Genomic DNA, 14,834 nt, shown 5'->3' on the forward strand with positions numbered 1-14,834 from the left:
GAATAGTTGTTCCAATAGCATTTTATTTTTCATACATTAAAAGAATGGTTAAGATATTTTTAATAATATGTTTAAAAAATATATTCATGGGTAAAATTACAAAAAATGATATGTTTTTTTGGAGGTATATGATGAATAGAATAGTTTTAGTTGGTAGATTGACACGAGACCCTGAAATTAAAGTTTTTGAAGATAGTAGTAAGGTTTTTACTAGATTGGTTTTGGCTGTAGATAGACCTTATAAAACTGCATCGGGAGAAAAACATGTAGATTTCATTCCAGTAGTATTAAGAGGAAAGAAAGCCGAAATTGTTAATGAATATCTAATTAAAGGAAGTGTTATTAGTGTAACTGGTAGACTTCAAAGTAGGCATTATGAAGGTGAAGATGGACAGAAAAAGTACATATCAGAAGTTATAGCAGATGAATTTCAGTTCATGAATACTAAGAAACCTAAAGAAGAAATTGGTTAAATCTACATGACTTAAATTGTTATTTTAGTAAATCGCATATATGTGTATAACAATCTAAACAATATTTTTAATCAGTAAAGCCTACTCTATTGTAATATCACAATAGAGTAGGCTTTTTTAAATTAATTAATAATAAGTAAAAAAATATTTATTTATTAAAAAGTCACAGGTTAGTATATTAAAAATATTTGGATAATAGGCATATTAAGAGTATAATAAATTCATAAGGCAAAACTTTAATCTTATTTAAAATGGTAAATTTTAGGTATGAAATATAGATTAAAGTTAAGCAAAATATAAGGGTAGAGGGGTTTATTATGGAGCTTGAAAAATTTAAAGTATTTAGAGAGAAAGCAATGGAAAACATATCTAAAGTTATAATTGGTAAAGAGCATATAATTGATAAAATAATAGTATCATTTATAACTTCTGGTCATGTATTATTAGAAGATGTTCCAGGACTTGGAAAGACTAAACTATGCAAAACATTGTCAAAAACTATGAATTGTAGCTTTAAAAGAATTCAATTTACACCAGACTTATTACCTTCGGACTTAACAGGAATATATTTTTATAATCAACAATCAAAAGAGTTTGAATTTAGAGAAGGACCTCTTCTAAGTCAAATTGTTTTAGCTGACGAAATAAATAGAGCTACGCCAAGAACACAATCTGCTTTACTTGAGTGTATGGAAGAGAGACAGATAACAGTAGAAGGAAATACGATAAAGTTAAAGAGGCCATTCTTTGTTATAGCAACTCAAAATCCAGTAGAACAATTTGGTACATTCCCGTTACCAGAAGCTCAATTAGATAGATTTTTTATGAGACTATCTATGGGGTATCCAAGCTATGATGAAGAAATAAAAATGATGGATAGGTTTATAGGAAAAGATCCACTAGACTCCCTAGAGTCTGCTATAACTATAGAAGAAATAAACTATGTTCAAGAGAATTATAATAAAGTTCATGTTAGTGATGAAATAAGAAGATACATAGTAGATTTAGTCAATGCTACTAGAACTAACAGTGAAATAGAATTGGGATGTAGTCCTAGAGCTACATTAAATCTTATGAAAGGTTGTCAAGCATTAGCTGCTATTAGAGAAAGAGATTATGTGATTCTTGAAGATGTGAAAGAGCTTGCAGTACCTATAATGAGCCATAGAATTATCTTGAAAAGCGAAATAAATAGTGGCAGTGAGAAGAGTGAAAGAGTTATACAAAACATTCTCGCAACTATAGAAACTCCAATAGATAGGCAATAGAGGTGTATTATGATACTTCAAATATTTGTTTTTGCAGCAATTGTAATTATACTGGTAAATATAATGAGTTTTATTACTGAAAAAGGGTATGAAAACTTAAAGGTGTATAGGGAAATAAAACCAGATAGGGTAACTGTGGGCGAAGAATTTACAATAACTATGAAAGTAGAAAACAATAAAAGAATGCCCGTTCTATTCTTGGTGGTGGAAGAAAGAATACCTGTTGAATTAAGATTTGTTGGCGAAGTTTCTACTTACAAATATGGAAATGATAATTGGCACATATGCAAGTATGTAATGGGTAAATTTCAAAGGAAAAGTAGAACTTATACTTTAGTAGGAAAAAAAAGAGGAGCTTACATAATAAAGTGCATGAATATTTTTATAGGGGATATGTTGGGACTAAATATTAAAAGTAGAGAGCAGAATGATTATATTGAAATTTTAATTTATCCTAAGGTAAAATCCATAGGAAGCTTTAGATTTGATGTGACAAATTTTTTAGGAGATAATACAGTAAGGAGATGGATACATAAGGATCCTTTGTATATAAAAGGAGTAAGAGAGTATAACGTTGAAGATAGAATGAAGGATATTCATTGGAAAACTTCATTAAAGGCAGATAAGCTTATGGTTAAGGACTATGATTATACTTCAGAACAACAGATGGTTATAATCCTTAATACACAATGTGGAGATCCTTGTTGTAATTATATAGATGAAGAGATTATAGAAACATCTATAGATATTGCAGTTGCATTAGCTGCAAAAGCATCTAAAGAAAGTATCCCAACAGGTATTTGGAGTAATGCACATTTGATTTACTGTAATGAAAATTCTGTAAATGAGATTGAGCCGAAGGTAGGAAGTTTTAATAGGATATTGGAGTTTTGTACTAGAATATATCTTGCTGTAAAATATGAACTTAATGAATACTTAAAGAGTAGAATGCCTTATTTTGATAAAAGTTGTACCTATGTATTAATTACTACTTATTTAAATGAAAAAGATATTAGGATTTTAAATATTCTAGTGGCAAAGGGTTATAAAATAAAGATTATAGATGTTTCTAGAGAAAACAGAATTAAAAATATCAAAGGGATTGATAAAATTTCATATAAGGGGGAGATGAAGTAATGAGTTGGTCTGAACAAGTTAGGCTTTATTATGATATAACATTCAGTATGCTAACATCTATTGTTTGGATGATAGTAACAGCTCTTATATTTTCTAAGGATATGAAATTTTCAATATTCATTTTAATGATGATATCTATATTAACTAGTAAATATTTACTAAGAAAAGGTAAGAAGGCAGAGACTTGTATTGCATTTTCTTTAATCCCAATTATTATTTTTGAAGTATTTAGTCAAGAAATAATAATTGCCATTGTAGATATAATATTTGTAGCGTTAATCAGTGCTGTTTTACTTAGAGAAACTAATGAAAATATAAACTATGATAGGTATAAAAATATTTTTATAAATGGAATTTCTTATATTTTTATAGCATCAATTATCTGTAGTATGTTCAAGCCTATTTATGCAGGAATTGTATTTAGAGGTATAATTATATATCTCATTTTAATGGTTATTACTATGAGAGAAACTATGGGATATTGCTATAATATAAAAAGTTCAAAAGCCAACAAAATTATAAATATATCTCTAATTTCAGTGGCATTATTAACTACACAGGAGTTTTTTTATAATATATTTGTGAAGATAGTTTCAATTTTATATGGAGGAATTGAATTTATAACTGAATTAATAATAGATGTAATAGTAAAAATTATTGGAATTCCAATGACTTGGATTTTTAATGCTTTACAAAAACTATTTACTGAAAGACGAGGAGCTTTAGAAGATATATTTGGAAGAATAGATTCAGGTAGTAAAAATCCCCAAAATATAAAAGAATTAACGCCAGAAATGGTAACAGCAAGTCCCACATTTATATTTATAATGAAGGTTATAGTTACAATAATATTAATATTAATTGTAACTAGTATCATAAGAAAAATAATAAAAGGTACTAATTTAAATAGAGATGATGGTTATACTGAAATAATTGAAGAGATTGAGCAAAAGGATCCTGGTTATAAAAAAGTTATAGATAAAATCAAAAAAATATTTAGAAAGAAGGGTACCCCTAGGGAAGAAGTTTTATATAAGTATAGTGAGTTTGTAGAAGTTGCAAATAAAAAAGAGATTTTTAAGACATACATGACTCCAAGACAACTTGGTAATATTGTTAAGATAAAAGTGGATAACTGTATGGAAGTTGATGAAGTTACTAATATGTATAATGAAGCAAAGTTTTCCACACATATTATAAACAAGTCTTATGAACAAAAAGTGGAAAAGTATGTGGATAACATCAATAAAAATATAAAAAAGTGACAAGAAAAATTAATCTACAATAAAAGACAAGAAAACTCACATAATATTAACATTTTATCCACTGATATATTAACAATAACAAATAGTTTTGTATAACTGTAAAGAATAAGTAATTTTGTGAAATAAGGTGTAAATTTTGAGGGGGAATATATTATTGTTGCCTACAAGAATTTACACATTATTTTTTTATATAGTGATACAATTTCTTTAGGCAATAAAATGTTGTAGTTTTATTGCTATAAATGGTTTTACATTATTTGGGGGTGCTTTTATGATAATTGAGACATTGAAATCTAACATGGTATGTGAAGAGAATACTATAGAATACACTTATAATTTAATTCAATCAGAATTAGAGGTCCATATGAATGGTGAAAGAAGGGTTATAGATGTATATGGTGTAGAAATAGAAAGTGAAGTGAAAAATAAAGGCAAACATGTAAAGCAATACAAAGAACATGTAGAATGTATAACTCCTAATAGATATAAGGGAAGTGAACTTCTGGGATTATTAAAAAATAATGTAGTCTCACCAATACATCTTATAGATATTATAGAAGAATATATAGAGGCATATTATGCTGATTTTGACGAACTTGTACAAGCAATAGCAAATTAATTATAACTATTATTATTTATATGAGTAGTTTATAAAGTTAAACTTAATTAATATGATAATTGAAAATATTATCATCATATACTTTCATATATATATAAGTTATAGTTGATATTAACCTATTTATTTATTAAAATTAAAGATGTAAAAATATGTTTATAATTTAATTATAAGTATATGAAATATTTAGGTTTGGAGGTGAGATGGTGATAGTAGGAGTTGGAGTAGATATAGTTGAAATAAGACGTATAAAAGATGTAATGGAAAGAAATGAAAAGTTTTTAGAAAAAATATTTACAAGTAAAGAAATACAATATTTGAAAACTAGGAATTTAAGGCCGGAATATGTAGCAGGTAGGTTTGCTGCAAAGGAAGCGGTTTCAAAAGCACTAGGAACAGGATTTAGAGGATTCAACTTCAGAGATATAATAGTAGATAGTACTACTCTTGGTAAACCTACAGTCACATTAGAAGGGCAGGCAAAAAATATTGCTAACAAGAATGGGAATACAACTATTCATCTGAGTATTTCTCACGGATGCGATAGTGCTATTGCCTATGCTGTTTTGGAGGTCGTTTAATATGGTAAATCCTTTTGATAAATTAAAAAGTAATAGATTAGGGTTTATAGGATTTAAACATAGGGCCATACAAATGGATAAGGAAATGATACAAAGTATATTAAAAGCTAGAGATGATGATACCTACAAAGGAGATTATGGACAAGCATTTATATTAGCTGGCTCTATGGGTTTTTCTGGTGCTGCATATCTTACTACTCAAAGTGCAGTAAGAAGTGGCGCTGGATTAGTGACCCTTTGCGTTCCTAAAGAAATACAGGAAATAATGAGCATAAAGTTAAATGAGGCTATGACAATCAATTTTGAACAAAGTGAAAAAATAGGTAATATTATGGTTAAGTCTAATTGTATTGCTATTGGACCAGGAATGGGAAATACTAAGTTAACTTTTAATATAGTGAAAAGTATGATTGAAAATGCAGAATGCCCTATTGTAATAGATGCGGATGGACTCAATGTACTACAGGGAAAACTTGAATTGCTTCATAGTAAAAATAATAGCATTATATTAACACCTCATTATGGAGAGATGGCAAGATTAACTGGATTATCTGTTGATGAAATAAAAGAAAATAGGGTAGAAGTAGCAAGGAATTTTGCTTATGAGTATGATGTAATAGTTTTATTAAAGGACCATAGAACTGTAATAACTGATGGAACACAGGTTTTTGAGAATACTACAGGAAATAGTGCAATGGCATCAGGTGGAATGGGAGATACTTTGACAGGAATTATAACTTCATTTATTGCTCAGGGATATGATGCTCTAGAAGCTACATGCATTGCTACATTTATACATGGATATTGTGGTGATAGGCTAGCAGAGAATATGTTTTGTGTCAATGCTACCCATATTATAGAAGAATTACCTTTTGGAATAAAAGAAATTTTGGATAGTAATTGATACATAGAAATAACTGTGGATTATAATAAAATAAATATGGTTATAGAGAGTAGAAAACTATAATAAACATATAGTGTAATAAGTAATTGGAGGAATTTATGAAAAAAAGACTAACTTATACACTATTTATTATAGCTATATGCCTAACCATTGCAGTGGCTTTATTCATTAAAGGAAGAACAAGGACTTTAGATGAGTATAATGTAATTGATTCCTTAAGTGAGATTAAAGCCTATAAGAGTGATATAACTATAGAGGTCGTAAATGACAGAGAAACAAATAAGTATGAAGGGTTTCAAACCTATAAAAAAGATATAGGATATAAACTGGATTTAAAGGATAAGAGATCTTTTACTTTTAAAGGCGATGAGATACTTGTTAAAGATAAGGAGAATATCAAAGAGTATACCTTAGATAAAGGGTTTGATGAAGTATTTAAATATGGATTTATTGGTGAATATATAGGATTAATATATACAAATGAAGAATTAGAATTTGAAACTGAAACAATAAATAATAGTGAGTGCTTTGTGATAACAACAGTGATTCCTGGAAGTAATAACAACATTTGCCAAGGTAGCTTATTTTATGATATTAAAAATAATAGACCGAAGAAAATAATAATCTATGATAATAAAGGTAGAGAAAGAATTATATATACTTATGAAAACTTTAACTGGACTGATAAGGTTGAAGATGTGGAGTTAGATTTATAACAATGATACAAAACAGTAAGAGCGAATCTAGTATTTACTATGAGGTAGTTCTTGACAACTGGAAAGGTGAGCAAGGTGAGTAATATGGGAAAAAAGATAAGACCCTCTTGGGCAGAAGTGGATTTAGATGCTTTAAGGAATAATGTAAGGGAAGTAAAAAGGGTTTCAGAGGGGAAGGAAATAATTGCTACAATAAAAGCTGACGGATATGGCCATGGAGCTATAGATATATATAAGTCTATGATTGATGAAGGTATAAATAGATTTGCAGTAGCTATTGTTACAGAAGCTGTAGAACTAAGAAAAGCTGGTGTGGAAATTCCTATTATTATATTGGGATATACACCAAAGGAATTTTATGATGAAGTTATTGATCTAAACCTAGAGCAAACTATATATGATTATGAAGATGCTAAAATACTTTCAGACATAGCTGTAAAGAAGAATAGTATAGCTAAAATTCATATAGCTGTAGATACAGGTATGGGGAGGATTGGATTTTTAACAACGAGGGAGCAGGCTAGAGAAGTACATAGGATAACTAAGTTAAAAGGAGTAAGAATTGTAGGAATATTTACTCATTTTGCTACTGCTGATGAGAAAGATAAAACTTATGCTAATTTTCAAATTGAAAAATTTAATATATTTAATAAATATCTTGAAGAATTAGGTGTAATTATACCATTTAAACATGTAAGCAATAGTGCTGCTATAATAGATTTTCCTGACTTACCATATGATGGAGTTAGAGCTGGTATTATGCTTTATGGATATTATCCTTCCAAGTATGTTAATAAAAATAATGTTAACTTAATACCTGTTATGTCGTTAAAGTGTAAAATTGTTCATTTGAAAATAATACAGGAAGGCGATTATGTAAGCTATGGTAGATTGTATAAAGCACCTGCAGAACGGATAATTGGAACTCTTCCTATAGGATATGCAGATGGCATTTCAAGAGCATTAACAGGGATAGCTAAAGTAATTGTGAATGGCAAAGTAGTACCTGTTGTAGGTCGTATTTGTATGGATCAATGTATGATAGATGTAACAGATGTATCTGGTGTGAAAATTGGGGATGAAGTTATATTAATTGGAAAAGATAATAGAGGGAATGTTATAACAGCAGATGATATAGCAGAATCTATAGGCACGGTCAATTATGAAGTAATTTGTGATATAAGTAAGAGAATTCCAAGAATATATACAAAAGATGGTAAAATTCTCAGCGTAAGAAACTACGTATAGTAAAAAGTATAAAAAAATGTTGTAAAAAGTAGAAATTGAGGATAATTTCTTTGACATAATAACAATTGATGATTTATAATTAAGTTGTACATAAAGTTGTTATTTAAATTGGAGGTAATGAAATCCATGGGTAGCTCAAAGAAATTTATTCTGAATTTTGGTAGTAGTTTTTGTGAAAAATTTAATGATGTAGATAAAAAACAATTTATAACAAATAGTAAATTAATTATGGATTATGGAATAGTATATAGTGAAGGCTATAATAGTAATAGCTATATAGAGAAAATGAAACAAGGATATTTAGCTATGAGAGAATTAAATTTAGAATTATCAGAATATGGCTTTGAGAGTTATATTAATGACTTAAGTGAATATGAAGCTAGCCTTTAGGAGTGTGAATGCCTAATGACAATTGTTATAAAGAGAGGCGATATATTTTATGCTGATTTAAGCCCAGTGGTTGGATCAGAACAGGGTGGAATAAGACCTGTAATAATTATACAAAATGATGTGGGAAATAGATATAGTCCAACTGTGATAGTTTCAGCTATAACCTCTCAGATAAATAAGGCAAAACTTCCAACTCATGTAGAGATTTCTTCTGAAGAATACGGATTAAATAAAGACTCGGTAGTTTTGCTAGAGCAAGTTAGAACTTTAGACAAAAGAAGATTAAAAGAAAAGATAGGTCATATGACCGATGAAGATATGATTAAAGTTGATGTTGCTCTTAAAATTAGTTTAGATTTAAAAATGTAAAAATAAACTTAATATTAAGGGGCTGTTTCAAAATACACTAAATCTTAATTGGATGTGGAGTATGCACTAACAACAATATTTTAGTGAAACTTAACATTTTATAAAGATTAGTGAATTATTTTGAAATAGCTCCTTTTAAATTAAATCGGTAGATGGACAAAAAAATATAAAGTATTTATTACTTTTATAATCATAGAAGGATAGTTGTATTTAATTGAAGTGTAAGGTGAATAATATATTAATAATTATTGGAGATTTCTTATAATGAAATGTATTGATAAAAGGAAAATTTCAACTAAATAGTTGAGAATAAATAAATTATTGATATAATGAGTTTAGAAGAAAATCAGGGAGGGATAAGCAATGGAAAAGTCATTAATAGCATTAGAGAATATAGCGAAAGTTTTAAGAAAAGATATTATAAAGATGGTAACAGAGTCAGCATCTGGTCACCCAGGCGGTTCTCTATCAGCTGTAGAAATCATTACTACATTATATTTTAATGAAATGAATATTGATGTAGAAGACTCTAAGAATCCTAATAGAGATAGATTTGTATTATCAAAAGGTCATGCTGCACCAGTTTTATATGCAGCTCTTGCGGAGAAGGGTTTCTTTAATAAAGAAGAACTTATGAAATTAAGAAAAACTGGAGCAATGCTACAAGGTCATCCAAATATGAATTACATACCAGGAGTAGATATGTCTACAGGTTCATTAGGTCAAGGAGTTTCCGCTGCGGTAGGTATGGCACTAGCAGGAAAGCTTGATAATAGCTCATATAGAGTATATACCCTACTAGGAGATGGAGAATTAGAGGAAGGTCAAGTTTGGGAAGCAGCGATGTGTGCAGCTCATTACAAACTAGATAATTTAACAGCTTTTGTAGATTATAATGGACTTCAAATAGATGGAGATATTGATAAGGTTATGAATCCTAATCCTATAGCAGATAAGTTTGTAGCATTTGGATGGAATGTGATTTATTTAGAAGATGGTCATGACTTAGTTAAGATAAAAGATGCTATAGAAGCTGGAAAAGGAGTAAAAGATAAGCCTACAATGATAGTTTGTAAAACAATTAAAGGAAAAGGTGTATCTTTTATGGAGAATCAGGCAGGTTGGCATGGTTCAGCTCCAAGTAAAGAGCAATGTGAAATAGCATTAAAAGAGATAGGGGGAGAAGAATAATGAAAAGTGTTGCAACTAGAGAAGCCTATGGAAAAGCATTAGCAAGAATAGGTAAAGAAAATGAAAATATAGTAGTTCTTGATGCAGACTTATCTAAGTCTACTAAAACTGCTGATTTTAAGGCTGTATGCCCAGAGAGATTTATTAATATGGGAATTGCTGAAGGTAATATGATGACTGTGGCAGCAGGAATGGCAGCTTGTGGGAAAATTCCTTTTGCATCTACTTTTGCTATATTTGCAACAGGAAGAGCTTTTGAACAAATAAGAAATTCTATATGTTACCCTAAACTAAATGTAAAGGTATGTGCTACTCATGCTGGTCTAACAGTAGGAGAAGATGGTGCTTCTCACCAATCTGTAGAGGATATTTCATTAATGAGAAGTATACCTAATATGGTAGTAATTAGTCCAAGTGATGGAATTGAGGCTGAAGCAGTAATAGAAGCTATAATAAAATATGAAGGTCCTTGCTATGTTAGACTTGGTAGAAGTGCAGTACCTATAATAAATGATAATGAAGATTATAAGTTTGAAATTGGTAAAGGAATAACTTTAAGAGATGGAAAAGATGCTACTATAGTTGCAACTGGAATTATGGTAGAGGCAGCATTAGAAGCGTACAATATTTTGGCTGAAGAAGGCATAAGAGTTAGAGTTATTAATATACATACAATAAAGCCTATAGACGAAGAATTAATAACAAAAGCTGCAAGAGAAACAAATCTTATAGTTACAGCAGAAGAGCATAGTATCATAGGTGGCCTTGGTTCAGCAGTGGCAGAAGTAGTAACTACACATTGTCCAGCTACAGTTTTAAGAGTTGGAATAAAGGATACTTTTGGTGAAAGTGGTAAGCCTGCAGAATTATTAAAAGCTTATGGATTAACTGCCGTAGATATAGTTAAAGCAGTTAAGACTGGAATTAGTATGAAATAAACAATAAAATTAAATAGGGAAGAAATCTAAGGATATCTTAGGTTTCTTTTTTTTATAGCCTATGATATAATTTATAAATAATTTGAAAATTCGATTTACTAAGGAGAGCGTTATAGATGAAACAAGATGTTAAAGGATATATGAGTGATGTAGTCTTTTGTTTTAAATTGTCTTTAAAATTAGTCATTATACCCGTAGTCTTAGGTATAGTTATTAGTTGTATATATCTATTAATTAAAGGTCAAGCTATGGACCTTTATCGAATACTTAGGGCAATAAGAAATACAGGAATTATATTTTCTTGTGGAGGATTATTTGTATCAGCATTAGCATTTTTACAACCGACAAAGTTATTGAGACCTTTAAGCTATGAGAAAACTTGGAGACAATATCTTTATAAATTTGGTTTAGTAGGAACTATATTCTGCACCTTTGCATTATTAGCAACATATTTTTTGGTATATGATATACTAATTCACAACTTATATGTGTAGTTAACATACATAAAGAAGCATGAGTGGAAAAAAATATATATGTTTCCACTCTTTTTTCATGAAGAAAAATAAGAATTTATTATTTTTTAACTTATGTAGGACTTGCATTTTAAATTTTTATGTTATAATATACACAGATAAAAAGTAAAAAGTCGAGGAGAGTTAATAATTATGATAGATTTTAAAAATGTTACTAAGGTTTATAATAACAATGTACTAGCTTTATCTAATTTAAATGTACATATTGACCAGGGTGAATTTGTTTTCTTAGTAGGCCCAAGTGGAGCAGGAAAATCTACCTTTATAAAGATGTTATTAAAAGAAGTTGATCCAACAGCGGGTTCGGTTATAGTTGCAGGATCAGATTTAACAAAGCTAACAAGGAAAGAAGTGCCTTATTATAGAAGAAAAATTGGAGTAGTGTTTCAAGATTTTAGATTGATACAAAGTTTGAATGTATTTGATAATGTAGCTTTTGCACTAAGAGTTATAGGATCAAGCGAAAAGGATATACAAAAAAAGGTTCCAGCAGTGCTTTCAATGGTAGGATTATCAAAAAAGAGAGATGCTTTACCTACAGAGTTATCAGGTGGAGAACAACAAAGAGTATCTATAGCTAGAGCTATAGTAAATAGTCCATCATTATTAATTGCTGATGAACCAACAGGTAACCTAGATCCTGAAACTTCATTAGAAATTATGGATATTTTAAGTGATATTAGTAGAGCAGGAACTACCATTGTTATGGCAACCCATGCAAGAGACATAGTTGACTCTATGAAAAAGAGAGTTATAGCTATTGAGAAGGGTGTTATTGCCAGAGATGAGGAAAGGGGGAAATATGGTTATGAAATTTGATTCTTTTAAATATTCATTTAAGGAAGCACTTAAAAGTATAAAAAGAAATAAAACTTTAAGTATAGCATCTATAGCTACAGTAACAGCTACACTTTTTTTATTAGGAGCTATAACACTAGGAGTTGCTAATGCAGATAAATTAATTACGCAATTAGGATCCATGGTTGAGGTGAAAATCTACTTAAAAGAGGGTATAAGTGATAATAATAAAAATGCTATAGAGAATAAAATTAAAGAAGTAGAAGGTATTGATAATATAACTTTTCAAAGCAAGGATGATGCTTTGAAGGATGTAAAGGAACAAATGAATGATGAATTGGGTCAGTTAACATCTGGATTTGAGGACAATAATCCATTCCCAGCTTCCTTTACGGTAAATGTTAAAGAGCCGCTAGTAGTAGATAAAGTTGTAAGTGGTATTAAAGATATGGATGGTATTGATGAGATAAAAGATGCAAGATCCATAATTGCAAAAATTTCTAAGCTTACAGATTCATTTAAAATAGGAGCTGCAGTAGCATTTGTAGTTTTTATTATGATTTCTCTATTCTTAATAGGAAATACCATAAAAATTACAGTGTTTACGAGACAAAAGGAAATAGGAATAATGAAGTATGTAGGAGCTACTGATTGGTTTATTAGATGGCCATTTATAATAGAAGGTATGATACTTGGAATATTTGGAGCAGCCATTTCAGTATTAGCACTAGGCTTCATATATGCTATTATAATTAATAATTTAAGTGCCGATACACTATTTGGATTTGATTTAGTAGGTATTTCTTATATATTGAAGGTGATTATTTGGGAATTCCTAGGATGTGGAGTTTTCATAGGTGCTATTGGAAGTATAATATCCATGAGAAAATTCTTAAAAGTTTAAATTATAAAGAACAAATAAGACTAAGAATTTATTTCTTAGTCTTATTTGTGTATAATATAATATATTGGTAATAGAAAGGATTAATAAAATAATTTAAATTTCATAGTATTATTATCGGGGATAAAAAGTAATAATAAATATATGAGAATGAGAGGGTGATTTTTATGGATGGTAAGAAAAATAAATGGAAAAGAGTAACGGGTATAGTGGCTCTTTTGATAGTGACAAATTTAATTACTTTAGGATTATCTAACTATATATCTTTTAAGTTACCAGATGGTAAAGTTATAGTTAGTAGAAAAACATATGAAAATATAGTAGACTTTGAAAAGTTATATACTATAAAAGATAAACTAGATAGATATTATTTGGGTGAAATTGATATTAATAAACTTATAGATGGAGCAGCAGCGGGAATGACAGAAGCTGTAGGAGATCCATATACAACATATATGAATGCCGAAGAGTTTAAAGACTTCTATTCTCAAACAGAAGGAAATTATGTTGGATTAGGAATACAGGTAGGAGTTAAGGAAGATAAGATAGTTGTAGTAGCTACCTTTGAAAATTCACCTGCAGAAAAAGTGGGAATACTTTCAGGGGATATAATTGAAAGCGTAAATGGTACAAAGGTTGAAGGCAAGGACTTAGAAAAAGCAGTGAAAACTATGAAAGGTGAAAAAGGAGAAGCTGTAGAACTTACTTTATCTAGGGAAAACAAAGGTTCTTTTAATGTTAAAGCTGTAAGAGATGAAATAGAAATGATAACTGTAAAAAAAGAAATGATTGATAGTCAAGTAGGATATATTCAGGTAACTATGTTTGATGAAAATACATCTAGCAATTTTGAAAACGCAATTAAAGATTTAAACTCAAAAGGAATGAAGAGTTTAATAGTAGACCTAAGAGAAAATCCAGGAGGATTATTAGATCAAACTGTGAATATGTGTTCACAATTTATTCCTAAGAATAAGAATATAGTTTATACGGAAGATAAGAATGGAAATAGGAAGGATTATAATTCTGTAGGTGGAATTGCTGAAGGACTACCACTTACTATATTAATAGATGAGGGGAGTGCAAGTGCTTCAGAAATATTTACAGGAGCTATAAAAGACTATAAGTTAGGAACTTTAGTAGGTACTAAGACTTTTGGTAAGGGTGTTGTTCAAACAACTTTTTATAGGGATAGAGATGGATTTAGAGATGGAACTGCATTGAAGGTTACTATATCAAAATACTATACTCCTAATGGGCAGAATATCCATGGTATAGGAATAGAGCCAGATATTTTAGTTGAGTATCCAGAAGAACTAAAAGGGAAAGCCTATGATAAATCAGTAGATCCTCAATTTGAAAAGGCTTTGGAAGTGGCAAAAGAAAAGATTAAGTAATAAAATATAGGGTATTATAATAGATATTAGTATTTTTATTATAATAAATACTAATTAAAATAAGTTAACATATAGAAAAATTAATAAAATTAATTTTATAGTTTCAAGT

17 protein-coding genes are annotated in these 14,834 nt (G+C 29.3%); all 17 read left to right on the forward strand.

Annotated features, from left to right (window positions below; all coding sequences use genetic code 11):
- Positions 1–131 precede the first annotated feature (131 nt).
- Positions 132–473 carry a single-stranded DNA-binding protein gene (locus ACTNBA_RS04930; RefSeq protein ID WP_035132193.1) on the forward strand — a complete coding sequence of 114 codons (342 nt, stop codon included), beginning with the start codon at positions 132–134 and terminating at the stop codon, positions 471–473.
- A gap of 317 nt (positions 474–790) precedes the next feature.
- Positions 791–1,741, forward strand: coding sequence for an AAA family ATPase (locus ACTNBA_RS04935; RefSeq protein WP_051824000.1), 951 nt, complete (start codon positions 791–793; stop codon positions 1,739–1,741).
- Between the two features lie 9 nt (positions 1,742–1,750).
- Positions 1,751–2,878, forward strand: coding sequence for a DUF58 domain-containing protein (locus ACTNBA_RS04940; RefSeq protein ID WP_441072887.1), 1,128 nt, complete (start codon positions 1,751–1,753; stop codon positions 2,876–2,878).
- On the forward strand, positions 2,878–4,143 hold the full coding sequence (locus ACTNBA_RS04945) for a hypothetical protein (protein WP_441072888.1): 1,266 nt from the start codon (positions 2,878–2,880) through the stop codon (positions 4,141–4,143). The genes ACTNBA_RS04940 and ACTNBA_RS04945 overlap by 1 nt, the downstream gene beginning before the upstream one ends.
- A 271-nt stretch (positions 4,144–4,414) precedes the next feature.
- Positions 4,415–4,762, forward strand: coding sequence for a DUF6514 family protein (locus ACTNBA_RS04950; RefSeq protein WP_346847687.1), 348 nt, complete (start codon positions 4,415–4,417; stop codon positions 4,760–4,762).
- Positions 4,763–4,965: 203 nt separating this feature from the next.
- The gene (locus tag ACTNBA_RS04955) at positions 4,966–5,340 is read left to right on the forward strand and encodes a holo-ACP synthase (RefSeq protein ID WP_346873761.1); all 375 of its coding nucleotides are present in this window, start codon (positions 4,966–4,968) and stop codon (positions 5,338–5,340) included.
- 1 nt (position 5,341) lies between these two features.
- Entirely contained in the window at positions 5,342–6,244 is a 903-nt protein-coding gene (locus tag ACTNBA_RS04960; protein WP_441072889.1) for an NAD(P)H-hydrate dehydratase, read from the forward strand.
- Between the two features lie 98 nt (positions 6,245–6,342).
- Positions 6,343–6,960, forward strand: a complete 618-nt coding sequence (locus ACTNBA_RS04965; RefSeq protein WP_346873746.1) for a germination lipoprotein GerS-related protein — start codon at positions 6,343–6,345, stop codon at positions 6,958–6,960.
- Positions 6,961–7,044: 84 nt separating this feature from the next.
- Positions 7,045–8,208, forward strand: a complete 1,164-nt coding sequence (gene alr / locus ACTNBA_RS04970) for an alanine racemase (protein ID WP_441072890.1) — start codon at positions 7,045–7,047, stop codon at positions 8,206–8,208.
- 126 nt (positions 8,209–8,334) lie between these two features.
- The gene (locus ACTNBA_RS04975) at positions 8,335–8,598 is read left to right on the forward strand and encodes a hypothetical protein (RefSeq protein ID WP_051823997.1); all 264 of its coding nucleotides are present in this window, start codon (positions 8,335–8,337) and stop codon (positions 8,596–8,598) included.
- A 15-nt stretch (positions 8,599–8,613) separates the two neighbouring features.
- The gene (locus ACTNBA_RS04980) at positions 8,614–8,967 is read left to right on the forward strand and encodes a type II toxin-antitoxin system PemK/MazF family toxin (protein ID WP_035132183.1); all 354 of its coding nucleotides are present in this window, start codon (positions 8,614–8,616) and stop codon (positions 8,965–8,967) included.
- Between the two features lie 363 nt (positions 8,968–9,330).
- Positions 9,331–10,158: a transketolase gene (locus tag ACTNBA_RS04985; RefSeq protein ID WP_035132181.1), complete on the forward strand. Its 828-nt coding sequence runs from the start codon at positions 9,331–9,333 to the stop codon at positions 10,156–10,158.
- Positions 10,158–11,096 carry a transketolase family protein gene (locus ACTNBA_RS04990; protein WP_441072891.1) on the forward strand — a complete coding sequence of 313 codons (939 nt, stop codon included), beginning with the start codon at positions 10,158–10,160 and terminating at the stop codon, positions 11,094–11,096. The genes ACTNBA_RS04985 and ACTNBA_RS04990 overlap by 1 nt, the downstream gene beginning before the upstream one ends.
- 116 nt (positions 11,097–11,212) lie before the next feature.
- Positions 11,213–11,590: a hypothetical protein gene (locus ACTNBA_RS04995; protein ID WP_441072892.1), complete on the forward strand. Its 378-nt coding sequence runs from the start codon at positions 11,213–11,215 to the stop codon at positions 11,588–11,590.
- A gap of 171 nt (positions 11,591–11,761) precedes the next feature.
- Positions 11,762–12,448: a cell division ATP-binding protein FtsE gene (ftsE, locus tag ACTNBA_RS05000; RefSeq protein ID WP_035132175.1), complete on the forward strand. Its 687-nt coding sequence runs from the start codon at positions 11,762–11,764 to the stop codon at positions 12,446–12,448.
- Positions 12,438–13,331 (forward strand): permease-like cell division protein FtsX, encoded by an 894-nt coding sequence (gene ftsX, locus ACTNBA_RS05005; protein WP_441072893.1) that lies wholly within the window; start codon positions 12,438–12,440, stop codon positions 13,329–13,331. The genes ftsE and ftsX overlap by 11 nt, the downstream gene beginning before the upstream one ends.
- A gap of 164 nt (positions 13,332–13,495) precedes the next feature.
- Positions 13,496–14,725, forward strand: a complete 1,230-nt coding sequence (locus ACTNBA_RS05010; protein WP_035132172.1) for a S41 family peptidase — start codon at positions 13,496–13,498, stop codon at positions 14,723–14,725.
- Positions 14,726–14,834: the final 109 nt, after the last annotated feature.

Source organism: Clostridium sulfidigenes (assembly GCF_052067195.1).
Lineage (GTDB): Bacteria > Bacillota > Clostridia > Clostridiales > Clostridiaceae > Clostridium_J > Clostridium_J sulfidigenes.